Source organism: uncultured Microbacterium sp. (assembly GCF_947632095.1).
GTDB lineage: Bacteria > Actinomycetota > Actinomycetes > Actinomycetales > Microbacteriaceae > Microbacterium.
Map to the genome: position 1 here is coordinate 47,774 of NZ_CANROA010000003.1, position 24,151 is coordinate 71,924.

General features: G+C 68.8%; 20 protein-coding genes and 1 tRNA gene. 16 read left to right on the top strand and 5 right to left on the bottom strand.

Annotated features, from left to right (window positions below; all coding sequences use genetic code 11):
• Positions 1-55 precede the first annotated feature (55 nt).
• Positions 56-3,628, top strand: coding sequence for a transcription-repair coupling factor (gene mfd / locus Q0Z66_RS02015; RefSeq protein ID WP_298037113.1), 3,573 nt, complete (start codon positions 56-58; stop codon positions 3,626-3,628).
• A gap of 74 nt (positions 3,629-3,702) precedes the next feature.
• On the top strand, positions 3,703-4,299 hold the full coding sequence (locus Q0Z66_RS02020; protein WP_298037116.1) for a gamma carbonic anhydrase family protein: 597 nt from the start codon (positions 3,703-3,705) through the stop codon (positions 4,297-4,299).
• Positions 4,300-4,451: 152 nt separating this feature from the next.
• On the opposite strand, the gene gdhA is transcribed toward Q0Z66_RS02020, so the two are convergent.
• Together gdhA and Q0Z66_RS02030 are read right to left on the bottom strand one after the other, a co-directional pair.
• On the bottom strand, positions 4,452-5,819 hold the full coding sequence (gene gdhA, locus Q0Z66_RS02025) for an NADP-specific glutamate dehydrogenase (RefSeq protein ID WP_298037118.1): 1,368 nt from the start codon (positions 5,817-5,819) through the stop codon (positions 4,452-4,454).
• A 142-nt stretch (positions 5,820-5,961) separates the two neighbouring features.
• Positions 5,962-8,556, bottom strand: coding sequence for a phosphoenolpyruvate carboxylase (locus Q0Z66_RS02030; RefSeq protein ID WP_298037258.1), 2,595 nt, complete (start codon positions 8,554-8,556; stop codon positions 5,962-5,964).
• Between the two features lie 160 nt (positions 8,557-8,716).
• Between Q0Z66_RS02030 and nhaA the strand changes: the two genes are divergently transcribed.
• The 3 genes from nhaA (at position 8,717) to Q0Z66_RS02045 (ending at position 11,868) form a co-directional block, all read left to right on the top strand.
• Positions 8,717-9,883 (top strand): Na+/H+ antiporter NhaA, encoded by a 1,167-nt coding sequence (gene nhaA, locus Q0Z66_RS02035; RefSeq protein ID WP_298037121.1) that lies wholly within the window; start codon positions 8,717-8,719, stop codon positions 9,881-9,883.
• Between the two features lie 15 nt (positions 9,884-9,898).
• Complete coding sequence (locus Q0Z66_RS02040; RefSeq protein WP_298037122.1) at positions 9,899-10,534, top strand: MazG family protein; 636 nt, start codon at positions 9,899-9,901, stop codon at positions 10,532-10,534.
• A 77-nt stretch (positions 10,535-10,611) separates the two neighbouring features.
• Positions 10,612-11,868 (top strand): ATP phosphoribosyltransferase regulatory subunit, encoded by a 1,257-nt coding sequence (locus Q0Z66_RS02045; protein ID WP_298037260.1) that lies wholly within the window; start codon positions 10,612-10,614, stop codon positions 11,866-11,868.
• Between the two features lie 83 nt (positions 11,869-11,951).
• Here Q0Z66_RS02045 and Q0Z66_RS02050 read toward each other — a convergent pair whose 3' ends face one another.
• Positions 11,952-12,425, bottom strand: a complete 474-nt coding sequence (locus Q0Z66_RS02050; protein ID WP_298037123.1) for a DUF4442 domain-containing protein — start codon at positions 12,423-12,425, stop codon at positions 11,952-11,954.
• 99 nt (positions 12,426-12,524) lie between these two features.
• On the opposite strand from Q0Z66_RS02050, the gene Q0Z66_RS02055 reads away from it, so the two are divergent.
• The 9 genes from Q0Z66_RS02055 to Q0Z66_RS02095 all read left to right on the top strand — a co-directional run bounded on the left by Q0Z66_RS02055 (position 12,525) and on the right by Q0Z66_RS02095 (position 21,029).
• Positions 12,525-12,875 carry a GntR family transcriptional regulator gene (locus Q0Z66_RS02055; protein ID WP_298037127.1) on the top strand — a complete coding sequence of 117 codons (351 nt, stop codon included), beginning with the start codon at positions 12,525-12,527 and terminating at the stop codon, positions 12,873-12,875.
• Positions 12,872-13,933, top strand: coding sequence for a DUF1648 domain-containing protein (locus Q0Z66_RS02060; protein ID WP_298037130.1), 1,062 nt, complete (start codon positions 12,872-12,874; stop codon positions 13,931-13,933). Before Q0Z66_RS02055 ends, Q0Z66_RS02060 begins: the two co-directional genes overlap by 4 nt.
• A 15-nt stretch (positions 13,934-13,948) precedes the next feature.
• Positions 13,949-14,890 (top strand): type II CAAX endopeptidase family protein, encoded by a 942-nt coding sequence (locus Q0Z66_RS02065; protein WP_298037134.1) that lies wholly within the window; start codon positions 13,949-13,951, stop codon positions 14,888-14,890.
• A gap of 45 nt (positions 14,891-14,935) precedes the next feature.
• Complete coding sequence (locus tag Q0Z66_RS02070) at positions 14,936-15,604, top strand: O-methyltransferase (protein ID WP_298037138.1); 669 nt, start codon at positions 14,936-14,938, stop codon at positions 15,602-15,604.
• A gap of 94 nt (positions 15,605-15,698) precedes the next feature.
• The gene (gene eno / locus Q0Z66_RS02075) at positions 15,699-16,979 is read left to right on the top strand and encodes a phosphopyruvate hydratase (RefSeq protein ID WP_298037142.1); all 1,281 of its coding nucleotides are present in this window, start codon (positions 15,699-15,701) and stop codon (positions 16,977-16,979) included.
• A gap of 38 nt (positions 16,980-17,017) precedes the next feature.
• Positions 17,018-17,545: a septum formation initiator family protein gene (locus tag Q0Z66_RS02080; RefSeq protein ID WP_298037147.1), complete on the top strand. Its 528-nt coding sequence runs from the start codon at positions 17,018-17,020 to the stop codon at positions 17,543-17,545.
• A 48-nt stretch (positions 17,546-17,593) separates the two neighbouring features.
• The gene (locus Q0Z66_RS02085) at positions 17,594-18,115 is read left to right on the top strand and encodes a DUF501 domain-containing protein (protein WP_298037152.1); all 522 of its coding nucleotides are present in this window, start codon (positions 17,594-17,596) and stop codon (positions 18,113-18,115) included.
• Positions 18,116-18,126: 11 nt separating this feature from the next.
• On the top strand, positions 18,127-19,422 hold the full coding sequence (locus tag Q0Z66_RS02090; RefSeq protein WP_298037157.1) for a S8 family serine peptidase: 1,296 nt from the start codon (positions 18,127-18,129) through the stop codon (positions 19,420-19,422).
• Positions 19,423-19,457: 35 nt separating this feature from the next.
• Complete coding sequence (locus tag Q0Z66_RS02095) at positions 19,458-21,029, top strand: FAD-dependent oxidoreductase (RefSeq protein ID WP_298037159.1); 1,572 nt, start codon at positions 19,458-19,460, stop codon at positions 21,027-21,029.
• 72 nt (positions 21,030-21,101) lie between these two features.
• On the opposite strand, the gene Q0Z66_RS02100 is transcribed toward Q0Z66_RS02095, so the two are convergent.
• Both Q0Z66_RS02100 and Q0Z66_RS02105 read right to left on the bottom strand, forming a co-directional pair.
• Complete coding sequence (locus tag Q0Z66_RS02100) at positions 21,102-21,347, bottom strand: hypothetical protein (protein WP_298037162.1); 246 nt, start codon at positions 21,345-21,347, stop codon at positions 21,102-21,104.
• 129 nt (positions 21,348-21,476) lie between these two features.
• Positions 21,477-21,549: transfer RNA gene (locus Q0Z66_RS02105), tRNA-Leu, on the bottom strand.
• 56 nt (positions 21,550-21,605) lie between these two features.
• Between Q0Z66_RS02105 and Q0Z66_RS02110 the strand changes: the two genes are divergently transcribed.
• Both Q0Z66_RS02110 and Q0Z66_RS02115 read left to right on the top strand, forming a co-directional pair.
• Positions 21,606-22,832 carry an alanine racemase gene (locus Q0Z66_RS02110; RefSeq protein WP_298037262.1) on the top strand — a complete coding sequence of 409 codons (1,227 nt, stop codon included), beginning with the start codon at positions 21,606-21,608 and terminating at the stop codon, positions 22,830-22,832.
• Complete coding sequence (locus Q0Z66_RS02115; protein WP_298037166.1) at positions 22,829-24,142, top strand: D-arabinono-1,4-lactone oxidase; 1,314 nt, start codon at positions 22,829-22,831, stop codon at positions 24,140-24,142. Before Q0Z66_RS02110 ends, Q0Z66_RS02115 begins: the two co-directional genes overlap by 4 nt.
• Positions 24,143-24,151 lie beyond the last annotated feature (9 nt).

Sequence of the window (24,151 nt, forward strand, 5' to 3'; positions counted from 1 at the left end):
AGATCGCAGGCGAAGCCCCAGGTTCGACGTCGGGGGTGCGCAGTAGACTCGACGGGTGACTGTTCCCGGGATTCTGCGCGCCTTGGAAGAGGCCACCCTGTACCGCGACGCCCTCACCTGGGCGCACACCGACGCCGATCTCGGACTCGTCGACGGACTCGACGCTCCGGTGCTCGCGGGGCTGCTCTCCAAGAGGGCGGCGTCCGGGCATCCGGCAGCCCTCCTCGTCATCGCCCCGACCGGTCGCCGGGCCGAATCGTTGGCCGCGGCGCTGGGGTCGCTCACCCCCGAAGCCGAGATCCTCGACTTCCCCGCCTGGGAGACTCTGCCGCACGAGCGGCTGAGCCCGAGCCCCGACACCGTCGGGCGCCGCCTCGACACGCTCCGCCGCATCACCACCTGGACCCGGGAACGCCCGCTGATCGTCGTCGCCTCTGTGCGCGCGGCACTGCAGCCGATCGCGGCGAATCTCGGTGACGCCGCGCCGCTGGCCCTCGCGCACGGCGGCCGCGGACTCGAACTCGACGAGGCTGTCGAGCAGCTCGTCGAACGCGCCTACACCCGCGTCGACATGGTCTCGCGCCGCGGCGAGTTCGCGGTGCGCGGCGGCATCCTCGATGTCTTCCCGCCCACGAGCGAGCACCCGTTCCGCGTGGAGTTCTTCGGCGACGAGATCGACCAGATCCGCGCGTTCTCCGTCGCCGACCAGCGCTCCCTCCCCGGCGATGTCGACCGCGTCGAGCTCGCCGCCACCCGAGAGCTGCTGCTGACCGCCGATGTGCGTGCGAAGGCGGCATCCCTCGTCGCCGGTTTCCCGGCGATCGCCGGGATGCTCGAGAAGATGGCCGAGGGCATCCCCGTCGAGGGAATGGAATCGCTACTCCCCGCCGTCGCCGGCCCGCTGAAATCGCTCGCCGAGTACCTGCCGGCCGGCAGCGCGGTCGCCGTCGTCGATCCGGAGCGCTCCAGCGCCCGGGCGCAGAGCCTCGGCGACACGAACCGTGAGTTCCTGGATGCCGCGTGGAGCGCCGCCACCTCCGGAGCATCCGCGCCCATCGACCTCGGCGCCGGCGACTTCCTGACGATCGCGCGTCTGCGCGAGATCGTGCACGGCCACGACGGCGTGTGGTGGCGCGTGAGCCCGTTCGCCACCGATGACGACGATGCCGCGAACATCGACGCGTCGATCATCCCCTCCTTCCACGGCAACGTCGACGGCGCCATCGAGTTCGTCAGCGCGCGCTTGGCCGATGCCTGGCGGGTCGTCGTCGTGGCATCCGGTTCGGGTCTCGTCGACCGGGCGCGCGATGTGCTCTCCGAGCGCGGGCTCGCGGCCCGCGCCGTCGATTCCGTGACGGGTGCTCCGGATGCCGGGGTCGCGACGCTCGTGCTCGGAACGCTCGAATCGGGCTTCCAGGTGCCGGAGGCGAAGATCGCCGTGCTCACCGACAACGAGTTCTACGGGCGCACGATCGGCGGCGACCAGCGCGTCGTGAAGAAGCTCGCCTCGCGGCGCAAGAACGTCGTCGACCCGCTGCAGCTCAAGAACGGCGACTACGTCGTGCACGCCACGCACGGCATCGCGAAGTTCGTGGAGATGACCCAGCGCGAGGTCTCCACCGGCGGGCGCAACGCCGCGAAATCGACGCGCGACTACCTCGTGCTCGAATACGCGCCGGCCAAGCGCGGATACCCGGGCGACAAGCTGTACGTGCCCACCGACCAGCTCGACCTGCTGTCGAAGTACGTCGGCGGCGAGGCCCCCGTGCTGTCGAAGATGGGCGGCAGCGACTGGTCGGCGGCCAAGAACAAGGCGCGCAAGGCGGTGCGCGACATCGCCGTCGAGCTCGTGAAGCTGTATTCGGCGCGCATGTCGGCCAAGGGCTTCGCGTTCAGCCCCGACACCCCTTGGCAGCGTGAGCTCGAGGAGGCGTTCCCGTTCGCGGAGACGCAGGACCAGCTGCAGACGATCGACGAGATCAAGGCCGACATGGAGCGGCCGATTCCCATGGACCGCCTGCTCTCCGGAGACGTCGGCTTCGGCAAGACCGAGGTCGCGGTCCGCGCCGCGTTCAAGGCGATCCAGGACGGCAAGCAGGTCGCGATGCTCGTGCCGACGACCCTGCTCGTCAAGCAGCACCTCGAGACGTTCACCGAGCGTTTCGCCGGATTCCCGGTGAAGGTCAGGCCGCTGTCGCGCTTCCAGACCGACAAGGAGGCCCGCCTTGTGCTCGAGGGCCTCGTCGACGGTTCGGTCGACATGGTCATCGGCACGCACCGCATCCTCACCGACCAGGTCATCTTCAAGGACCTCGGCCTGATGATCATCGACGAGGAGCAGCGCTTCGGCGTCGAGCACAAGGATGCGCTGAAGAAGCTGAAGACGAACGTCGACATCCTCGCGATGAGCGCGACGCCGATCCCGCGCACGCTCGAGATGGCCGTCACCGGCATTCGCGAGATGTCGACCCTTGCGACACCGCCCGAGGACCGGCATCCGATCCTCTCCTTCGTCGGCCCGCGCAGCGACAAGCAGATCGCCGCGGCCATCCGCCGTGAGATCCTCCGTGAGGGTCAGGTGTTCTTCGTGCACAACCGGGTGCAGTCGATCCAGCGCGTGGCCTCCGAGATCGCCGAGCTCGTGCCGGAGGCGCGCATCGCCGTCGCGCACGGAAAGATGGGCGAGCACCAGCTCGAGCAGGTCGTCGACGACTTCTGGGAGCGCAAATACGACGTTCTCGTCTCGACCACGATCATCGAGACCGGCCTCGACATCTCGAACGCCAACACGATCATCATCGACAAGGCCGACAAGTACGGCCTCTCGCAGCTGCACCAGCTGCGCGGACGCGTCGGCCGCGGGCGCGAGCGGGCCTACGCCTACTTCCTCTACGACGACGCCAAGCCGTTGACCGAGACCGCGGCGGATCGCCTCCAGACGATCGCCGTCAACAATGATCTCGGCTCGGGCATGCAGGTGGCCATGAAGGACCTCGAGCTGCGAGGCGCGGGCAGCATGCTCGGTGCCGAGCAGGCCGGGCACATCGCGGGCGTCGGCTTCGACCTGTACCTGCGCATGGTCGGCGAGGCCGTCGCGACGTTCCGCGGGGAGGACACCGAGGCGGGGACCGAGCTGCGCATGGAGCTGCCCGTGGAGGCGCGGATCCCCGAGACCTACATCGACAGCGAGCGACTGCGCCTGGAGGCCTATCAGAAGCTGTCCGCCGCGGCGGCGGCGACCGCCGCCGACGACGCGATCGACCTCGTCGTCGAGGAGCTCGCCGACCGTTACGGCACGCCGCCCGACGAGGTGGGGGTGCTGGTGGACGTCGCCCGTCTGCGCCGTCGTGCCGCGCGCGCCGGGCTCAGCGACGTCGTCGTGATGGGTTCCAACCTGCGCGTCGCCCCCGCGCATCTGGCCGACTCGATGAAGGTGCGCCTGCAGCGGCTCTACCCGAAGGCGAAGCTCGTCTCCAGCGGGGAGGCGCTCGTCGTGCCGATGCCGATGACGCCCGCCGAGATCGGGGTCGGCCTCGAACCGCTCCCCGAGGACAAGATGCTCGCCTGGGTCGGTCAGCTGCTCACGGCGCTGTTCCCGGAGCCGGTGGCAAGCGCCCCGGCATCCTGATGTCGGCGGATGTCCGCGGGGCGTCAGAAGCGTGGATGCTGTCGCCGGAGCATCCGCCCGGCTAGTCTGTCGGCATGTTGTACGAGCACCTCGGGGCTCGGCCCCGCATCCATGACACCGCCGTCATCGCGCCGACCGCCGTCCTCTCCGGCGACGTCGAGATCGGGCCGCACTGCCAGGTGCTGCACGGGGCGGTGATCACCGCCGAGGGCGGGCCGATCACACTGGGGGAGCACGTGATCGTCATGGAGAACGCGCTCATCCGGGCGACCGCGGCCGACTCGGTGCACATCGGATCGCACACACTCCTCGGCACCCTGGCGAGCATTGCCGGTGCGACGATCGGCGAGGAGGTATTCCTCGCCTCGGGCGCGCGCGTGTTCAACGGTGCGCACATCGGCGCGCGCAGCGAGATTCGCGTGAACGCGATCGTGCAGCGTCGCGCAGCTCTGCCGGAGGGGACAGTCGTGCCGATCGGATGGGTGGCGACGGGCGATCCCGTGCAGCTCTACTCTCCGGACCGCGCCGACGAGATCGCCGCAGCGCAGCCGGAGCTCGACTTCCCCGGTCACGTGTTCGGCGTCGACCGGAACACCCCGGACCGCATGGTGCAGCTCACCGAGCGGTACGGAACATCGCTCGCGCGGCACGCCGACGACCAGCCCGTGTGAGCGGCGTCATTCCGCATGGCATCCGCCCGAGCCCGCTGACACATGCCGGCGGAAAACACGAATGTCGATCGAAACCCGAAGGTTTCGACCGACATTCGTGAAAACGACCGACAGGTGTCGGGAGAAGCCCGGCACCGTCAGAGATCAGTCGATCAGATGACGCCCTGCGCGAGCATCGCCGAGGCGACGCGCTGGAAGCCGGCGATGTTTGCGCCGGCGACGTAGTCGCCCGCCACACCGTACTTCTCCGCGGCGTCGAACGTGGCGCGGTGGATGTCGCCCATGATGGCGCGCAGCTTGTTCTCGCTGTTCTCGAACGACCAGCGCTGACGCGAGGCGTTCTGGCTCATCTCGAGCGCAGAGGTCGCGACACCACCGGCGTTGGCAGCCTTGCCCGGGGCGAAGAGGACCCCTGAGCGCTGGAAGGCTTCGACGGCATCCGGCAGGCACGGCATGTTGGCGCCCTCGGAGACGGCGCGCACGCCGTTCGCGATGAGTGCCTCGGCATCGGCGAGGCTCAGCTCGTTCTGGGTGGCCGAGGGCACGGCGATGTCGACGGGAACCTCCCAGACGCTGCCGTTCTCGACGAAGCGGGCGCTCGGACGACGCTTCGCGTACTCGACGATGCGGCCGCGCTCGGCCTCCTTGATCTGGCGGAGCAGATCGAGGTCGATGCCGGCGTCGTCGACGACGTAGCCCGAGGAGTCGGATGCCGTGACGGCGGTCGCACCGAGCTGGGTGGCCTTCTGAATCGCGTAGATCGCGACGTTGCCCGAGCCGGAGATGCCGACGCGCTTGCCGTCGAGCGACTCGTTGTGAACCGCCAGCATCTCCTGGGCGAAGAACACGGCGCCGTAACCGGTGGCCTCGGTGCGCACCTGCGCGCCGCCCCAGCCGGTGCCTTTACCGGTGAACATGCCGGACTCGTGGCGGTTGGTGATCTTGCGGTAGGTGCCGAAGAGGTAGCCGATCTCACGGCCGCCGACGCCGATGTCGCCCGCGGGGACATCGGTGTGCTCGCCGAGGTGACGGTACAGCTCGCTCATGAACGACTGGCAGAAGCGCATGACCTCGGCCTCGCTCTTGCCGTGCGGGTCGAAGTCGGAACCGCCCTTGGCGCCGCCGATGCCCTGGCCGGTCAGAGCGTTCTTGAAGATCTGCTCGAAGCCGAGGAACTTGATGATCGACAGGTTCACGGAGGGGTGGAATCGCAGTCCGCCCTTGTACGGTCCGAGGACCGACGAGAACTGGATGCGGTATCCGCGGTTCACGTGCAGCTTGCCGGAATCGTCGATCCACGGCACGCGGAACATGATCTGGCGCTCGGGCTCGACGATGCGCTCCAGAATTCCGGCGTCGACGTACTCGGGGTGCTGCTCCAGGACCGGCGCGATCGTGCCGAGCACCTCGTGCACAGCCTGCTGGAACTCGGGTTCGTGCGGGCTGCGCGCCAGAACCGTGTCGAACACGGGCTGGACGGACTCGGTGAGCGGGTGGAATTCTGTGCTGGTTGCGGTCACGCGGGACGGCTTTCTGAATCAAATGGTAAGAGGGCGATCGTGTCGCGCGAGAGGGCGTGCCGATCAGGCACGAGATCTCACCTTACCCCGGGGTTCGGATGCTCTTCACCTCCGGGGTCCGCACGGATCAGTGCGGGTGGGGTCACCCGGTGTTCTGGAGGCCCGCGGCGACGCCGCTGACCGACAGCAGGAGCAGTCGACGTTGTTCGTCTTCCGCACCGGATCCGGTGGCCGCGGTCGTGGTGCGCAGCTCTCGCAACGCCCGCAGCTGCAGCAGCGAGAGGGCGTCGACGTAGGGGCTGCGCAGGGCGACGGCACGCTGCAGGATCGGCTTGTTCTCGAGCAGGTCGGTTCCGCCGGTCAGGCGGATGACCCACTCCTTGGTGAGGCTGAGCTCGTCGAGGACGAGCCGGGCGAGATCGTCGCGGTCGCCGAGGGCGAGGTAGCGTCGGGCGATGCGCTCATCGGTCTTCGCCAGACTCATGGCGACGTTGTCGATCATGGTGCGCAGCAGCGGCCACTCGCGGTAGGCCTCCTGCAGCAGGGCCTCATCGCCGACGGCTTCGAGTGCGGTTCCGAGGCCGTACCAGCCGGCGAGGTTGATGCGCGCCTGCGTCCAGGCGAAGACCCACGGGATGGCACGGAGGTCTTCGAGGGACTCGACGGAGAGGCCGCGGCGCGCGGGACGCGAGCCCAGCGCGAGCAGACCGATCTCCTCCATCGGGGTGACGGTGGCGAACCAGGGGGCGAATCCGGGGGCCTTGACGAGTTCGAAGAAGCGGTCGCGGGATGCGGCATCCATGGTCGCTGCGACGTCGGCGAAGCGCGCCGCCGCACCGCTCGTGCGCTGCTCGACGCCCGGCGAGGAGGCCAGCAGGGTCGCGGCGGCGACCTGGTCGATGTGACGCATGGCGATGGCGGGCTCGCCGTAGCGGGCGAAGATCGTCTCGCCCTGCTCGGTGAGCTTGAACCGGCCGTCGACGGAGTGCGGGGGCTGCGCGAGGATCGCGGAGTTCGCCGGTCCGCCGCCGCGCCCGAGGGCGCCGCCGCGGCCGTGGAACTGGGTCAGTGAGATGCCGGAGTCCTTCGCCCACGAGGCGATCTTCTCCTGCGCCTCGTAGAGCGCGAGGGTCGCGGCGACGGGGCCGACATCCTTGGAGGAGTCGGAGTAGCCGAGCATGACCTCCATGCGGTTCTCGGTCTCGTCGAGGCGATGACGGAACTCGGGGAAGGCGACGACCTCGGCGAGGATGCCGGGCGCGGCCTGCAGATCGGCGAAGGTCTCGAACAGGGGGACCACGTCGAGGACGGGCGCGTCATCGCCCATCGCATGGCGGGCGAGGCGGTGCACGTTGAGGAGGTCCTCGGCCGATGTCGTGAACGACACAACGTAGCGTCCGGCGGCGCGCAGACCGTAGGTGCGCTGGATCTCGGCGACCGCGCGGAACACGTCGAGAACCTCTTCGGCGCGCTCGCTGAGCTCACCGCCCGCCTCGATCTCGGCGAGCGTCTCGCGGTGCACCTGCGAGTGCTGGCGGACCTCGAGCTCGGTCAGGTGGAAGCCGTAGGTCTCGACCTGCCAGATGAGGTGCTGCACGCCGCCGAAGGCGTGCCGCTTCGCGCCCGCGGCGATCAGGGATCCCTGCACCGAGCGGAGGTCTGCGAGCAGCTCCTCCGGGGCGTCGTACCCGCCCTCGAGTCCGAGACGCGTCTCGGCGACCTTGCGGGCGAGGGCCAGCAGCACGCGGCGGTGCGGCTCCTCGGGGGAGCGTGCGGCGATCTCCTCGGCCGTGGTCTCGTCGGTGGCCTGGAACGAGTCCCAGATCGCCACGACGGCATCGCTGGGCGGGGTTCCTTCGGCGTCGAGAGTCAGGCTGCGGCCGATGCGCTCGAGGGCGCGTTCGAGGCCTCGCAGCACGTGCTCGGAGGCGATCTGCGCGGCTTCACGGGTGACGGATGCCGTGACGAAGGGGTTTCCGTCGCGGTCGCCGCCGACCCAGCTGCCCACGCGCACGAAGGCGGGGACGATCGGGGAGCTGGCGCCGGACTCGTCGCCGCGGAGCGCGTCGTCGATGCGGCGGTACACGTGCGGGACGGTGGTGAACAGCGTCTCGTCGAACACCGACATGACGGTGCGGACCTCGTCGGTGGGAGAGGGCTTCTGCGCGCGCAGGGGCGCCGTGCGCCAGAGCGTGTCGACCTCTTCGAGCATGCGTCGACGTGCACGGCGCTGTTCGGCGCCGCCGGAGCTGGCCTGGTCGTGCTGGGTGAGCAGGTCGGACAGGCGCCGGATGCTGGTGGAGACCGCGCGTCGGCGGGCCTCGGTGGGGTGCGCCGTGAACACCGGGTGGAAGCGCAGCTCGGCGAGGCGGCGTCGCGCCTCGTCGTCGCCGACCTCGCGGCGCAGCTGGGCGTAGGCCGTGGCGACCGTGTCGGTGGCGTCCTCGCGGCCGGGCTGCCCGGCGCGTTCGCGCAGGATGCGCACGCGCTGGTGCTCCTCGGCGAGGTTCACGAGGTGGAAGTAGCAGGTGAAGGCGCGGGCGACCTCGTCGGCGCGCTCGATCGAGAACGACTCGGCGATCTCGATCGCGCGTTCGAACGCGTCGGTGCTCTCTTCCTCGTACGCCTGAATGCTCGCCAGGCGCAGCCGCTCGACGTCGTCGAACAGGCCGTCGCTGCCGCATTCGCGCAGCACCTGTCCGAGGATCGCGCCGAGCATGCGCACATCCGCGCGCATCTCGTCGGGAATCCCGCGTCCGGCTTCGAAACGGCCGATGACGCGGATGGCCTCTGTGTTGGTGGGCTCGGGGGTCACACCACGAGGCTAACCCCGCGGAGGGGATGCCCATGACCACGTGACACTGCGTGACGCGCGGCCGCGGCATACGATGGTCACGATGTCTGATAACCGAAATCTCCTGCGCACACAGCAATTCCCCGCGGTTCTTCTGCTCCTGGCGGCGGCCCTCGGCCTGCTGTTGGCGAATCTGCCGACCTTCGGCCCGATCGATGCGGTTCTGGGCTTCCACATCGCGATCCCGGGAACGGGCATCGACCTCTCGATCGCGCACTGGATCTCCGACGGCATCCTCGCGCTCTTCTTCTTCGTCGTCGCGATGGAGCTGCAGTACGAGCTGACCCGCGGCGAGCTGAACTCGTTGAGCAAGGCGGTCCAGCCGGCGATCGCCGCAGCGGGCGGTGTGCTCGTACCGATCGGCATCTACCTGCTGATCGCGGGGGAGGGGGCGACGGCATCCGGCTGGCCCATCCCGACCGCAACCGATATCGCCTTCGCCCTCGGCGTGCTCGCGGTGTTCGGCAAGGGGCTGCCCGCGGCGGTGCGGGTCTTCCTGCTCGCCCTCGCCATCCTCGACGACATCATCGGCATCGTGTTCATCGCCGTGCTTTTCGCGCACGATCTGAACTGGCTCTACCTGCTGCTCGCGCTGGTGGGCGTCGCGGTGTTCGCGGTCCTGTCGCGCCTGCTCCCATCGAAGGCATCCGCCCTCATCGTGGTCGCCATGATCGTCGTCGGCGTCATCGTCTGGGCGCTCGTCCTGCTCAGCGGCATCCATGCCACGATCGCCGGCGTCATGCTGGGGCTCGCGATCGCCCAGGCGCCCTCCATGCCGACCCGTCATGTGCTCGAGCCCTGGGTGAACGGTGCGATCCTGCCGATCTTCGCATTCGCCGCGGCGTTCGTCGTGATCCCTCAGCTGGCACTGTCGGCGCTGTCGCCGGCGTTCTTCGGCGTCGCCCTCGCGCTGCCGGTCGGGAAGATCATCGGCATCACGGCATTCGGATGGGTCGCCGTGCGCGTCGGCAAGAAGGGTGCGCCCCCCGCACTGCGCCTGCCCGACCTGCTCGCGGCGGGAACACTGGGCGGCATCGGCTTCACGGTCTCGTTGCTGCTGGCGAACCTCGCCTTCGCCGACGACGGTGCGACCCGTGATCAGGCGATCCTCGGTGTGCTCGTGGGCTCGCTCATCGCGCTGCTGCTCTCGGCCGTGATCGTCACCTCGCGCGCGGCTTGGCATCGCCGGGTCACCGCCGCGAGTTCTTGACAGGAGGAGGACTCCATGACCGACGCCGATGCCCTGCGCGAGGCCGCGGAGACGATGCGTGCTGTGCGCGAGCGGTGCGTCTGGTCCCAGCAGATCACGCATCGGGATCTCGTGCCGTACCTGATCGAGGAATCGCATGAGGTGATCGACGCGGTCGAGTCGGGCACGCGCGCCGACCTTCGCGAGGAGCTCGGCGACCTGCTCTGGCAGGTGCTGTTCCACGCGGCGATCGCCGCGCAGCATCCGGATGACCCCTTCGGCATCGACGACGTCGCCGAGACGCTGACCGAGAAGATGACCCGACGGCATCCGCACGTCTTCGCCGACGCCGTCGCTCGAACGCCCGACGAGGTGCTCGTGCACTGGAACGCGGCGAAGGCCGCCGAGAAGCGCGAGCGGTTGAGCGTGCTCGATGGCGTGCCCCGGGGGATGCCGGCGCTCGCGCTCGCGCAGAAGCTCGCGGGGCGCGCGGCATCCGTCGGCGTCGCGCCTGCCGTGTCGCAGTTGCCGCCCGCATCCGAGGCGGAGCTCGGCGACGCGCTCCTCGCGCTCGTCGCCCGGGCGCGCGAGCAGGGCTGGGACGCCGAACGCGCGCTGCGCGAGCGGCTCAGAGGATTCGAGGACGAGGTCCGCGAGGCCGAGTCGGCCTGATGCGCGACGGCTGATGCGAGGCATCCGCCCGAACCTGGAAAGATGGAGGGGTGGCTACTGTGAACCCGCCGCGCGGCATGCGCGACATCCTCCCCGCCGACAAGGCCCGCCGTGAGCGCGTCCTCTCTGTCATCCGTCAGCGCTACCTCGCGCACGGCTTCGACGAGATCGAGACGCCCGTCGTCGAGGAATACGATCGCCTTCATGCCGGCATCGGCGGCGACAACGAGAAGCTCTCCTACAACGTGCTGCGCCGCGGGCTCGACGCCGACGGCATCCGTGCTGCGGCCGATGACCCGGCCGCCCTCAGCGACCTGGGCCTGCGCTACGACCTGACGGTGCCGTTGTCGCGCTTCTACGCCTCGAACCGCGCGCAGCTGCCCGGCGTCTTCCGAGCCATCCAGATCGGACCGGTCTGGCGTGCCGAGCGCCCGCAGAAGGGGCGCTACCGCCAGTTCGTGCAGTGCGACATCGACATCATGGGCGACGAGTCCTCGCGCGCCGAGGCCGAGCTCATGGTGGCCTCCCTCGACGCCCTCGACGCGCTCGGTCTGGGCGGGGCGACGGTGCGCATCAACGACCGCCGCATCCTCGACTGGATGCTGGATGCCTTCGGGTTCCCCGTCGACGAGCGCCCCGGCGTGCTCATCACGATCGACAAGCTCGACAAGATCGGCCCCGCCGGCGTCGCCGCAGAGCTGCGCGAGCGCGGTGCCGCGGCATCCGCCGTCGACGCGTTCGAGGCGTTCCTCCTGCGCCCGCAGACGGATGATCTCGTCCCGTTCGGCGAGAAGCAGATCCGCGGTGCGCTGCCCGATGGTGCACCGGATGAGATCCTCGGCCACCTCGTCGGCATCGGAGATGCGGTTGCCGCAGGTTCCGGACGCACCGACATCCCGCTCGTCTTCGACCCGTTCCTCGTTCGCGGCATGGGCTACTACACCGGCACGATCTTCGAGCTCGCGCACCCCTCGGTGCCGTACTCGATCGGCGGCGGCGGACGCTACGACGGCATGATCGGGCGCTTCCTCGGCCAGCAGGTCCCCGCGGTCGGCTTCTCGCTCGGCTTCGAGCGCCTCGTCGATCTCGTCACCCTCGCCGAGGATGATGCCGCGCAGGCGATCGTGCTCGTTCACGACAAGGATGTGCCGGTCGCTGAGCTCGTCGCCCACAAGGCCGCGCTCATCGCGCAGGGGTCGCGCGTGCGCCTCGAGCAGCGCGTGAAGAACTTCAAGGCGCTGCTGGAGCGCTCCGCCGCCGACGGCTACACGGCGTTCGCGACGGTCTCGGCGGGAGCCGCGTCCGACAGCCTGGAGATCAAGCCGCTGAGCTGAGCCGACACTCGTCAGTGATTCGTGACGGTTGCCGGTCGAAACAGCCTGTTTCGACCGGCAACCGTCATTTCGACTGACAAGTGTCAGATGTCCCGAGCCTCGGTGACCCGCCTCTTCTCGCGGATGTAGACCTCCCGACGCACGCGGGCGACGACGTCGCCGGATGCATCGGTGATGACCGTCTCGAACCACTCCAGGACCTTCGCCCCGCCGCGGGCCTTCTCGCGGATCTCGGCGACGCGCTCCGCCGGCACGGAGAACTCGGCGGTCAAAACGCCGCGGCCGGGCTTGATGAGATCGATCTCGCCCTTGGTGTCCCAGACGACGTAGTCGCGGCCGAGCTGGTGCATGACGAGCATGAAGTAGTACGGGTCGGTCATCGCCGACATCGAGCCGCCGAACGCCGTCCCCACGTAGTTGCGGGTGAACAGGTTCACGTGCAGCTCGACGGTGGCGCGCGTCCAATCGTCGCTGAACCGGCGCACACGGATGCCGCTGAAGAGGTTCGGAGCCCACAGGCTCATGCCGATCGCGAGGCGGCGGGGAGTGATCTTCATCCCGCCAGTCTGTCGGGGCCGGTGGTGTGCTCCAAAGCATTTGCAGGCATCGTACAGTTGTTATAGTTCTTCTATAACTATTAGTCGGGAGGGAGTGACATGCTCATCCGCATCGATGGTGACAGCACGGCGCCGATCTTCGATCAGGTCGCCGCCTCCGTGCGCGCCGACATCCTCGCCGCCCGCCTCGTGCCCGGCGACCGGCTGCCCGCGGCCCGCGAGGTCGCCGACGGCCTCGACATCAACGTGCACACCGTGTTGCGCGCCTATCAGCAGCTGCGCGACGAAGGTCTCGTCGACCTGCGCCGGGGCAGGGGCGCGGTCATCGCCGCATCCGCCGCGCCGTTGGCAGAGCTCGCGCACGACATCCGTGCCCTCGTCGCCCGCGCCGCGTCCCTCGGCATCTCGCCCGCCACGCTCGCCTCGCTCGTCAAAGAGAGCACCCCATGAAGGAGAAAACCCTCGTGACCGACAGTCCGCGTCCCCCGATCGCCGCCGATGTGCGGCGCGCCCGCACCGGATTCATCTGGGTCGGCGTCGTCGCCCCGTTCGCGCTGCTCGCGATCGCCGCCGCGATCGTGCTCGCCTGGATGCCGGAGCTGCCCGACCCGATCGCGACGCACTGGGGGAACGGCGGCGTCGACGGCTTCATGTCGAAGACGGCGTTCCTGCCGACGATCCTTGGGATCTGCGGCGGCGTGATCCTACTCGACGTGGTGCTCGCCTTCGCCGGGCACCGGATGCCGCAGTCGAGCACCAAGCCGCCGGTGCAGCAGTGGGGGCCGACGAGCCGATTCCTCGGCGCTGTGAATCTCGGACTCGGCGTGCTCTTCGTGGTGCTCCTCGTGTCCACCACGGCCATCCAGCGCGGACTCGCGGATGCGGCGGACGCCCCCGATGTCGGGGGATGGGCCGCGCTCGGGATGCTCGGGCTCGTCGTCTTCGCGGTGATCGGCTGGTTCCTGCAGCCGAAGAGCCCCGTGCCTGCGGCATCCGTCTCGGCGCCCGTCGACACCATCCCGCTTTCCTCTTCCGAACGCGCGGCATGGTTCGGCACCGTGACCATGGCGCGCGTCGGCATCATCGTGCTCGTCGCGGCCCTGGCGATGCTCGTGGTCCTCACTGTGTTCCTCGCGGCCGCCGGCGAGGCCTCCTGGTGGATCAACGCCGCGCTCGGCCTGGTCGTCACCGTGCTCACCGGCACGATGGCCGTCTTCCGCGTGCGCATCAGCACCGATGGCCTGCGCGTGCGCTCGCTCATCGGCTGGCCGAGCACCCGCATCCCGCTCGATCGCATCGAGAAGGTCGAGTGCGTGCAGATCAACCCGATGGGCGAGTTCGGCGGTTGGGGGTGGCGCATCGGTATGGACGGCCGTCGCGGCGTCGTGCTGCGAGCCGGTGAGGCGCTGCAGGTCACGCAGACCACAGGGCGCGTCTTCGTCGTCACCGTCGACGGCGCTGCAGATGCGGCATCCGTGCTCGAGACCCTCCGCTCGCAGAGCGCCTGAGAACAGGAACCCGTCATGACCCGTATCCGCCCCCTCTCCACGATCTCCTTCGTGGTGCTCGCACTCGGCCTCGCCTGGCTCGTCGCGCTCCCGCTGTGGACCGGCGACGGTCTCGCGCATCCGCTCGCAGGTCTCATCATCCAGGCCATGATGTTCACGCCCGCGCTCGCCGTCGTGATCGTTCTGCTGGTCTTCCGGCCCATCGGGAAGGGGGCGCGGCTGCGATTCCTCGGCATGTGGCCGCTGCGCCCGGCGAAGCCCGTCGTCTGGATGATGGTGATCGGTCTGTTCGCCCCGGTCGTTCTCATCGCAGCATCCGTGGCCGTCGCGGCGCTCTGCGGTTGGGTGACGCTCGACCTCGTGCACTTCTCCGGCTTCGCGCAGGTGTTGGCAGCCACCACGCCCGCCGGTACGCCCGCCGCGCCGCCGATCGTCGTGATCATCTCGCAGCTGATCGCGATCCCGTTCGCCGCGGCGACGATCAATGCGGTGCTCGCATTCGGGGAAGAGCTCGGCTGGCGCGGATTCCTGCTGCCGGCGCTGCGTCCGCTCGGCACCTGGCCGGCCCTGCTCATCAGCGGCGCCGTCTGGGGCCTCTGGCACGCGCCCGTGATCCTGCTCGGTTACAACTTCGGGCGCACCGACATCACCGGTGTGCTGTTCATGATGCTCGGATGCACGGCCTGGGGCATCCTCCTCGGCTGGCTGCGCCTGCGCTCAGCGTCGCTCTGGCCCGCCGTCTTCGCGCACGGCGCCATGAACGCCGCGGGGGCGATGATCGCCCTCGTCCACGCCGCAGGGACGACATTCGACATGGCTCTGGCCGGTCCGTTGGGGATCGCCGGAGTCATCGTCTGCGCGATCAGCACCATCGCGCTGTCGCTCACCGGCCAGTTCCGCCGGCAGCCCGAGCTGAGCCGTGCTCCGAAGGCAGCCGCAGGATCGGTCGGCGGCTGACGGACACCTCTTGACGGGACTCCCCGGCCGGGGTTGTGTGGGGTCATGGCCGAACCGACTGCTGAGAACTGGCGCCGCACGGACGAGTTCCTCGCCGACACGCTCGTGGGGCAGGATGCGGCGCTCGACGCGGCGCTGAGCGCGCAGCGCGAGGCCGGGCTGCCCGATATCGAGGTGGCGCCGGTCAGCGGCAAGCTGCTGAATCTCGTCGCACGCATGAGCGGAGCGCGCCGAGTGCTCGAGATCGGGACGCTGGGCGGGTACTCGACGATCTGGTTGGCACGGGCCGTCGGGGAGGGCGGGGCCGTCATATCGATCGAGGCCGAGCCGGTCAACGCAGCGGTCGCGCGTCGCAGCATCGATGCCGCGGGCGTGGGCGACCGCGTGGCGATCCGCATCGGACGGGCAACGGATGTTCTGCCGACGCTCGAGGGATCGGATCCGTTCGATCTCGTCTTCATCGACGCGGACAAGGAGTCCAACACCGTCTACCTCGATTGGGCGGCGAGACTGAGCCGGCCCGGGGGCGTCGTGATCCTCGACAACATCGGCCGGGACGGCGAGATCATGAACTCCGATGCCAGGGATCCTCGGGTGACCGGCGCACGTGACGGCCTGCGGATGCTGGGGGAGGACCCGCGGTTCGATGCCACGGCCCTGCAGACTGTCGGCGTCAAGGGGTGGGACGGCGCAGCGATCGCCCTGATCGTGTGACATCGGCATAGGTAACGGCGGATGCCGCGCACTAGACTGACGGTGGATCGACGACGCTCCACACCAAACCTTCCCCTGAACAAGGAGCACATACGTGGCACTCATCGAGGCTGTAGGCGCACGCGAGATTCTCGACTCCCGCGGCAACCCGACCGTCGAGGTGGAGGTGCTCCTCGACGACGGGATCGTCCAGCGCGCCGCCGTTCCCTCCGGCGCATCCACCGGTGCCTTCGAGGCGTACGAGCTGCGCGACGGCGACAAGGCCCGCTACGGCGGCAAGGGCGTCCTCAAGGCCGTCGAGGCCATCATCGACGAACTCGGCCCGGCCATCGAGGGCGTCGAGGCGAGCGAGCAGCGCATCGTCGACGAGGTCCTCAATGAGACCGACGGCACCTCCAATAAGCAGCGCACCGGCGCCAACGCCATCCTCGGCGTCAGCCTCGCGGTCGCCAAGGCCGCGGCCGACAGCGCCGACCTGCCGCTGTACCGCTACCTCGGCGGCCCGAACGCTCACGTCCTGCCCGTCCCGCTGTTCAACGTCATCAACGGCGGCGAGCACGCCGACAACGGCATCGACATGCAGGAGTTCTTCCTCGCGCCGATCGGCGCCGAGACCTACTCCGAGTCGCTGCGCTGGGGCGTCGAGACCTACCACGTGCTGCGCAGCGAGCTGAAGGCCGCCGGCTACGCCACCGGCCTCGGCGACGAGGGCGGCTTCGCGCCTGACCTGCCCAGCAACCGCGAGGGCCTCGACTTCCTCGTCAAGGCCATCGAGAAGGCCGGCTTCACCCCGGGCAAGGACATCGCGCTTGGTCTCGACGTCGCCGCGACCGAGTTCTTCACCGACGGCGTCTACCGCCTCGAGAACAAGGACTGGTCCGCCGACCAGCTCATCGAGTACTACGCAGGCCTCGTCAACGACTTCCCGATCGTCACGATCGAGGACGCCCTGGCCGAGGACGACTGGGACGCCTGGAAGTCGCTGACCGACGCCCTCGGCTCGAAGGTCCAGCTCGTCGGCGACGATCTGTTCGTCACGAACCCCGAGCGTCTCGCCGACGGCATCAAGCGCGGTGTCGCGAACTCGCTGCTGGTCAAGGTCAACCAGATCGGCACGCTCACCGAGACGTTCGACGCGGTCAGCCTCGCGCAGCGTTCGGGCTACACGGCGATGCTTTCGCACCGTTCGGGTGAGACCGAGGACACCACGATCGCCGACCTGGCCGTGGCGACCAACGCCGGTCAGATCAAGACGGGCGCCCCGGCGCGCAGTGAGCGCGTCGCGAAGTACAACCAGCTGCTGCGCATCGAAGAAGACCTGGCGGATGCCGCGGTCTTCGCCGGCCGCTCGGCGTTCCCCCGATTCCAGGGCTGAACGACGACACCGCACTGAGCACGAGAGGAGGGGGAGCCATGGCGAAACGTCCGGCTCCCCTTTCTCGTGCCCGAACGGCGTCGACGGGAGCCCCGGCTCCCGCTCCTCGGCGCACGCGCGCCGGCGGCACGGCGCAGGTCGACGTCCGCGAATGGGCATCGGGAATCCGCCTGTCGGGGTTCATGGTCATCATGCTCTCGCTGGTGATCCTCGGCGCGTGGGTGCTCGTCCCGACGCTCGGAACCTATATCGATCAGAGGCAGAAGATCGCCGCTCTGGAGGCGTCGGTGCAGGTGACGGCTGAGGAGATTACGCGGCTCGAGCAGGCTCGCGAGCGCTGGGAAGATCCCGCCTACATCACGACTCAGGCCCGGGAGCGCCTGTATTACATGAAGCCCGGCGAGGTGGTCTACCTCGTCGACAACGATCTCGATCCGGCCTCTCTCCCGCAGGAGCAAGCGCCCGTCAGCGATGAGCTCGAGCAGACTCCCTCCGACTGGATGCCGCAGCTGCTGCGCTCCGTGACCGGGGCCGGGCTCGCCCAGTCGGCGATCCGCGCGCAATAACGCGGATCCCAAGGGATTGCTCAGGCACTCCTCCCGTAGGCTGAGACGGTGACGACACCGCCTTTCGCCCCGCCCACTCCCGCAGAGATCGACGTCGTGTCGGCTCAACTCGGCCGAACGGCACGCGGTGTCCTCGGCATCGCCGCCCGTTGCGTCTGCGGAAACCCCACCGTCGTGGCCACGACGCCGCGTCTGCCGGACGGATCCCCGTTCCCGACGTTCTACTATCTGACGCACCCGGCTGCGACCGCCGCGATGTCGACGCTCGAAGCCACTCAGGTGATGGTCGAGCTCACCGAGCTGCTGAACGACGACGAGTCGGTGGCCACCGCGTACCGCTCCGCGCACGAGGCGTTCCTCGCCGATCGTGCCCAGTTCGGCGATGTCCCGGAGATCGACGGAATCTCCTCGGGCGGCATGCCCACCCGCATCAAGTGCCTGCATGCTCTGGCCGGCCACGCTCTGGCTGCGGGCCCGGGCGTGAACCCCATCGGAGACCTGGCGCTGGAGCGCTCGAGCTGGTCGCCTGAGCGCTGCCAGTGCGAGGACCCCGGAGCCGCGAAGGGATGAGTGTGAAGCGGATGCTGCGTAACGCCGTCGCTGTTGCGATGGTGGCGGCATCCGCCCTGCTCGCGGGGGCGGCGACGCCTCCCCCCGCTCCGACTCCCGGACTGGTCGCGGATGACCCGACTGATCCGGTGCGCGCGCTGGAGTACTGGCTCGACGGCGCGGGGATCCGCGAGGCCTGGGCGACGACCCGCGGCAAGGGCGTGACGATCGCCGTCATCGATACCGGTGTCGGGAAGGTCCCCTCCGTCTTCGGCGAGGCCGTGGTCGGCGGAACGGACGTCTCGGGAAGCGGAACGCCCGATGGGCGATCGCCCGTCGGCGCCGTCGACCCGGACCACGGATCCTGGGTGGCCTCGCTCGCCGCCGGTCGTGGCGATGCCGACGGCACCGGAATGATCGGCGTCGCACCGGAGGCGGATCTGCTGTCGGTGTCGGTCGGGTTCGGCGCCGCGGCCGTCGTGCCGTTCGTGGATCAGATCGCCGATGGCATCCGCTGGGCCGTCGACAACGGCGCCGACGTCATCAACATGTCCCTGACGACCAACACCCTCGATTGGGATCCCAGCTGGGACGATGCGTTCCTCTACGCCTACGAGCACGACGTGGTCGTCGTGGTGGCCGCCGGCAACCGGGGGAGCGGGACGACGATGGTGGGCGCCCCGGCGACGATCCCCGGTGTTCTCACGGTGGGCGGCGTCGATCAGACGGGCACGGCGAGCGTCGAAGCATCCACGCAGGGGATCACGATCGGCATTTCGGCCCCGAGTGAAGGTCTGCTGGGCGTCTCTGCCAACGGCGATCTCGTCTCCTGGGACGGCACGAGCGGGGCGGCGCCGATCGTCGCCGGCGTCGCAGCGCTGATCCGTGCGGCTCATCCCGATCTGGATGCCGCGAACGTCATCAACCGGATCATCTCGACGGCGATCCCCGTCGAAGGGGTGACGGCGGTGCCGGATCCGCTGTACGGCTATGGGCTGCTGGATGCTGCGGCGGCCCTCAGCGCGGATGTTCCGCTCGTCTCGGAGAACCCGATGGGAGATCTTGCGGAGTGGGTGCGTCTGTATCGGCGTGCCGATGCGGAACCGCTGCCGGACCCGGAGGTGACGCCGGTGCAGATCCCTCCTCTTCCGGCTGCCGATCCGCCGTCGGAGGCGGGATCGCCGTTGCTCCCCAGCGCTGAATCTTTGCGATACGGTACCCTCCCGCTCATCGCACTCACCATGACTGGTATTCTTGTCGGGCTAGGCGTCACCGCAGCTGCCCGGCGCATCCGAACGGCGCGCGCGAAAAGCACGCCAGCACCCTGACGAGGAGTTGTCCCTACGTGCCTGAGAACAGCACTGTGCCCAAGATTTTGATCGTCGGTGGTGGCTACGCGGGTTTCTACACGGCGTGGAAGCTCGAGAAGCACCTCCGCAAGGGCGAAGCCGAAGTGACCATGGTCGATCCGCTTCCCTACATGACCTACCTGCCGTTCCTGCCCGAGGTCGCAGCCGGATCGATCGAGCCGCGCCACGCGGTCGTCGCGACGCGTCGTCACCTCAAGCGCACGAACGTCGTTTCGGCGAAGGTCACGAAGATCGATCACGCGAACAAGGTCGCGACCATCACCCCCTCCGAGGGTGAGGCGTACGAGTTCGCCTACGACCAGATCGTCGTCACGGCGGGCTCCGTCTCGCGCACCTTCCCGATCCCCGGCATCGCCGACAACGCGATCGGCATGAAGTCGATCGAAGAGGCCGTCTGGGTCCGCGACAAGCTTCTGGCGAACTTCGACAAGGCCGCAGCCCTCCCCGCCGGCCCCGAGCGCGAGCGTCTTCTGACGGTCGTCGTCGTCGGTGGTGGCTTCGCGGGCATCGAGACCTTCGCCGAGCTGCGCTCGTTCGCCTCGGCGCTGCTCAAGCGCTACCCCCAGCTCTCCTTCGAGGAGACGCACTTCCACCTGATCGAGGCGATGGGCCGCATCATGCCCGAGGTCTCGCAGCCCACCAGCGAATGGGTGCTCCAGGACCTCGCCAAGCGCGGCGCCAACGTGCACCTCGACACGCAGGTCACCGGTGCCGTCGACGGCAACGTCGAGCTGTCCACGGGCGAGGTCATCCCCTCGGACATCATCGTCTGGACCGCGGGCGTCATGGCCAACCCGCAGGTCACCCGTGCAGGAGACCTGCCCACGGAGGAGCGCGGTCGTATCCGCGCCCAGGCTTCGCTGCGCGTGATCGACGCTGACGGAAACGTCGTCGAGGGCGCATGGACCGCCGGTGACGTCTCGGCTGTCCCCGACCTCAGCGGCGGCGGAGTCGGCGGTTTCTGCGTGCCGAACGCCCAGCACGCCGTCCGTCAGGCCAAGCGCCTCGCGAAGAACCTCGTCGCCGTTCTGCGCGGCGAGGAGCCGATCGACTACTTCCACAAGAACCTCGGCGCGGTTGCCGGCCTCGGCCTCGGCACCGGTGTTTTCCAGTCGGGCAAGTTCGCGATGAAGGGCTTCTTCGCCTGGGTCGCGCACCGCGGCTACCACGGCCTGGCCATGCCTTCGTGGGAGCGCAAGTTCCGCGTGCTGTGGGGCTGGTGGAACAACCTCTGGCTCGATCGTGACATCGTGAGCCTCGAGAAGTTGCAGCAGCCTCGTGCGTTCTTCGAGGAGTTCGCCTCGCGTCCGCGTCCGGCGGCTGATGCTGCTCCCGCACCGGCGAAGCCGGCCGAAGAGAAGCCCGTCGAGAAGAAGCCGGTCGAGAAGAAGCCGGTCGAGAAGAAGGCTCCTGCGAAGAAGCCTGCTGCGAAGAAGGCTCCGGCGAAGAAGGTCGTGGCCGACAACGCTGCAGCCGACACCGCGGAGAAGGCCGAGAAGGCCCCCGCGAAGAAGGCTCCGGCCAAGAAGCCTGCTGCGAAGAAGGCTCCTGCCGCTGCGGAGTGATCCGAGCAGATTTCACGAGGTCGGCCCCCGTTCATTCATCGAACGGGGGCCGACCTTTTTCTTCGTCGGGTTTCAGCCGATCCGAAGCCGGTGAGCCATCGCGGGGTGCGCGAGGAACGACTCCAGGTGGCGACGCGCCTCGTCGAAGGTGTCGAAGGTGCCGCGATCGCGTCCGAACGGATCGCGGGCTGCGTGGCCGTCGCTGGAATCGATGGAGCCTCCGAAAGCCCCGTCGATGTGCGCTACCCAGAGGTCCACATCGACCTCCGTCCACAGCACGTGTCCGGTCGTGACGGCGGTGTTCGTGATGATAGTCATGGTGTTCATCATCCTTCCGAGCGAGCTGGTCGTGAGTGCTCGTTTCCCCACGAGACTCTCAGCATTCGATGGAGGATGACAAATGTTTGCTCGGCCCTTGTGCGGGCCGGAAGGCATTTGATAATGCAGTGCCCCCACTGGGACTCGAACCCAGACTGAAGCGATTTTAAGTCGCCTGCCTCTGCCATTGGGCTATGGGGGCCCGCGCCCAGCCTAGTCGTGCGCCACGGGGCGTCGAGGTCATAGGGTGGGGGAGTGATCGACCTGACCGCGACACCGAATGCCTCCGAGCCCCGGGCCTGGGAACAGCCCGGTCGCTGGTGGCCGCGTCTCACCGCGGCCACCGAGAAGCTTTCCGCTCCCGTGGCCGTCATCGACATCGATGCGCTGCGGCACAATGCGATGGACATGCTGGCCCGTGCGGGCGGGCTTCCGATCCGCGTCGCATCCAAATCGGTGCGCGTGCGCGGCGTCCTCGACGCTGTTCTGCGCATCCCCGGCTATCGCGGCATCCTCTCGTTCTCGCTCGCCGAGGCGCTGTGGCTCGCCGAAGACCACGACGACATCGTGCTGGGATATCCGACGGTCGACCGGAACGCGCTCGAGACGCTGGTGAAGGATGAGACCGCCGCCGCTCGGATCACGCTCATGGTCGATGACATCGCTCAGCTCGATGTCATCGACGCCATCGCGCCGGCGCACCGTCGAGCGCCGATCCGACTCGCGATCGATGCGGATGCCTCGTTGCGCAGCGGAGTTATCGGACACATCGGGGTGCGCCGCTCGCCCCTGTTCACCGCCGCTGAAGTGGCGGCGCTGGCCCGACAGGTCATCCGGCGTCCGGGCTTTCGACTCGTCGGACTGCAGATGTACGAGGCGCAGATCGCCGGACAGGGCGATGCAGGAGCGGATGGCGCGGTGATCCGTCGCGTGCAGGCGCGCTCCCGGTCGGAGCTGCTCACGCGCCGCGCGCAGATCGCCGATGCCCTGATCGCCATCGCGCCCATGGAATTCCTCAACGGAGGAGGCACGGGGTCGCTGGAGACCACGGCCGCCGACGAATCCGTCACCGAGGTGTCGGCCGGCAGCGGACTCCTCGGAGGGCACCTCTTCGACGGATACCGGGCGTTCCGCCCCGCACCCGCCAGCGCCTTCGCCTTCGACGTCGTCCGACGCCCGTCCGCCGACATCGCGACGGTGCTCGGAGGAGGATGGATCGCGTCGGGTCCGGCTCTCGAGTCCCGCCAGCCCCGTGCCGTGTGGCCGGAAGGGCTTCGGATGCTGTCGCGCGAAGGCGCCGGAGAGGTGCAGACACCATTGCGCGGCGAGAACGCGCGAGAGCTGCGCATCGGAGATCGGGTGTGGTTCCGCCACGCCAAGAGCGGTGAACCCGCTGAACGGACCGACGCTTTCCACCTCGTCGACGGCGACCGGGTGATCGATCGACTGCCCACCTACCGCGGCGAGGGGAAGAGCTTCCTGTGACACGACCAGGCGCGACATGGCACAACTGGGCACGATCGGCGCGGGTCGATCCCGTGCGCGTCGAGAGGCCCCGCACGCCCGAGGGAGTGCAGCGCGCTGTGCAGGCCGCTGCGACGCGGGGATTGCCGGTCAAAGCCATCGGTGCCGGGCACAGCTTCACGGGCATAGCCGTGGCTCCGGGTGTGCTGCTCGAGCTCGATGATCTGCAGGGGCTCGTCTCGGTCGACCGTGAGCGCTCGCGCATCACGGTGCTCGCCGGTACTCGGCTGCACCGGCTTCCCCGGATCCTGGCCGCTCACGGGCTGGCCATGGAGAACCTCGGCGACATCGACCGGCAGTCGATCGCTGGGGCGATCTCGACGGGCACGCACGGCACCGGAGCACAATTCGGAGGCCTGGCGACCCAGGTCGTGGGCATCACGCTCATCACTGCATCGGGTGATTTTCTCCGCATCGATGAGCAGGAGAACAGCGAGCTGCTTCCCGCCGTCGCACTGGGCCTCGGTGCGCTGGGGATCATCGTCGAGGTCACCCTGCAGTGCGTGCCCGCCTTCGTCCTGCACGCCGTCGACGAACCGATCCCGCTGCACGAGGTGCTCTCGACCCTGGACGAACGGGTCGCGGCATCCGATCACTTCGAGTTCTACTGGTTCCCGCACACGGATATCGCCCTCACGAAGCGCCAGACTCGGCTGCCCGAATCGACGCGGCGTGAACCCTTGCCGCGCCTGGGCCGCTGGATCGATGAGACGGTGCTGTCGAACACCGTCTATCGGGCGGTGTGCGCGGCGGGGCGCGTCGTTCCGGCGATCACGCCGCCGTTCAACCGACTCGCGGTGCGCCTGACCGGGGACCGCGAGTACACCGACCGCTCGCACGCCGTCTTCACGCAGAGCCGCACGGTGCGCTTCCGGGAGATGGAGTACGCCCTGCCCGCCGAGAACGTCGTCCCGGCCTTCCGTGCGATCCAGACGCTCATCGCCCGGCGCGGCTGGCGCATCGAATTCCCCCTCGAGGTGCGGTTCGCCGCATCCGATGACCGCTGGATGTCGACCGCGTACGGGCGGGCGAGCGGCTATATCGCGGTGCACCGCTACTGGCGGGTCGATCCCACCGAGTACTTCGGTGAGATCGAGCGCATCTGCCTGGAGTACGGCGGACGCCCGCACTGGGGAAAACTGCATACGCTCGATGCTTCCCAGCTGCGGGAGAGATATCCGCGATTCGGCGATTTCCTGGCGCTGCGCGATCAGTTGGACCCACAACGGCGTTTCGCCAACACGCACCTGGAGCGCGTGCTGGGAAAGTGACCGGTGCGT